Source organism: Microcystis sp. M53603_WE2 (assembly GCF_030065435.1).
Window position 1 is genome coordinate 1 of the sequence record NZ_JASJFF010001064.1, and the last position, 1627, is coordinate 1627.

Sequence of the window (1627 nt, forward strand, 5' to 3'; positions counted from 1 at the left end):
AGGTTTGATCCCCCCTTGCCCCCCTTAATAAGGGGGGTGGTGATGGGTTTCAGTTGGTATTAATGGGGTTCATTATAGACAAATTAATCAATATTATTTATAAAGTTTTCTTAACTTTTTTTGTAGCAAATTTACTTGAACGGTGGTATTAAATACTTATAATTGAGTTTGTCTAAAACACTTTTGCAATTTCAGCTTGTGTATAAAGTTTTATGTATAGATTCAACATTTCTGGTCACTAAGCCACAGCAAATCCCGTATATTTGCGTATTTTAGGATAACGAAAACCCAGGACTATATCTTCTTTGGGAATACCTGCCTCCATCAAATCAGTAGCTATGCCTTCCTCCGTTTCATCACATTGAATCCAGACTTTATCGACAACCAAGCTAAGGTGAATTGGTGTTGCATGGAGATACTTATTACCACTCCAACCGAAATCTAAAACTAGATAATGTCCTCGTTCATCATCAAATATAACCTGAGAAGTGTAACCATCAGGTAAAGTAGCACGATAGTTAGCATGATTCTGGAGAACAGTCTTAATAATACCTTGATATTTTAATCGGGTATCCATTGCACGATTACCTCACTTTCATCATCAAAGACAATTAATTTCACAATCTGATTCTTTAGCAATACCTGCCCTAATTCTATACTAAAAACACTGTTAAAAGTTGGCTGAGATATGGCCAGATAAAGAACTCGCTCAACTTTCATCTCGTTAAGGATTTGACGATACAAGACGTACTGCCCCAAAGCTTGCTGTAAATCCTTTACGTCAGACTGTCCTACAAAGCTTTTCACTTCAACGACAATTTTCCGCAATTCTTTCTCCGCACTGATTAAGCGTTCTGCTCCCAAATCAGCGGATAAACGCTTCTTGCCAATTTGAAGTGGAAAAGGATCGTGAGTGATTGCCCACCCGTCCTTCTCTAAAGCAAGTTTTACAGTGTCGTGGTAAATATCTCTTGCAGACACAAAAATTCAGAGGATAAATACTCTAATCAGCAGTATAGCAAATTTTTCTGTTCTCAAGACCTCTTGTAAAAATCAAAAGACGAGTGCCTACAGCAATTCCGGTAGCAGTTCGGGATAATTGACCGGCACTGCTTGGCGCTGAGATGGACTCGCTGCTGGCTCTTGGGTATCTGAAAACTGGTTAGTGTTAGGCGGCAAGCTGTCCATAGAGTTTTTTGGGCATAGATTAGCATCGATTGTGATAATTGATTATTGTCTATGGTTTGTTGACTAACCTTAATAAGGTTTGATCCCCCCTTGCCCCCCTTAATAAGGGAGGTGCTGATGGGTTTCAGTTGGTATTAATGGGGTTCATTATAAACAAATTAATCAATATTATTTATAAAGTTTTCTTAACTTTTTTTGTATCAAATTTACTTGAACGGGAGCATTAAATACTTATGATTGAGTTTGTGTAATACACTTTTGCAATTATGGAATTGACCAGATCTAGCCAAGAATTTAGCTTAAGCTTATTCTTTTGGATATAAACTTGATTCTGGAAAAACTATTGGTAATCAGAAAATGCTGACTTCATCGCCTCCCAATCTCTCGCAACTTGCCCTTTTATTTCTCAAAATCGGCATTATCGGTTTTGGTGGTCCGG

The 1627-nt window shown here is 37.8% G+C and carries 2 protein-coding genes and 1 pseudogene; all 3 read right to left on the reverse strand.

Annotated elements, in window-relative coordinates; all coding sequences use genetic code 11:
* Positions 1 to 238: 238 nt before the first annotated feature.
* Entirely contained in the window at positions 239 to 577 is a 339-nt protein-coding gene (locus PX481_RS22395; protein WP_002732736.1) for a XisI protein, read from the reverse strand.
* Complete coding sequence (locus PX481_RS22400; RefSeq protein WP_002764234.1) at positions 562 to 981, reverse strand: element excision factor XisH family protein; 420 nt, start codon at positions 979 to 981, stop codon at positions 562 to 564. Before PX481_RS22400 ends, PX481_RS22395 begins: the two co-directional genes overlap by 16 nt.
* Before the next feature lie 93 nt (positions 982 to 1074).
* A pseudogene (locus PX481_RS29875) lies at positions 1075 to 1188 on the reverse strand (TIGR03032 family protein); the annotation flags it as partial.
* Positions 1189 to 1627: the final 439 nt, after the last annotated feature.

Excerpts from the sequence above, each read along its gene's own strand:
- PX481_RS22395 (WP_002732736.1), bottom strand. The coding sequence starts at position 577 with ATGGATACCCGATTAAAATATCAAGGTATTATTAAGACTGTTCTCCAG.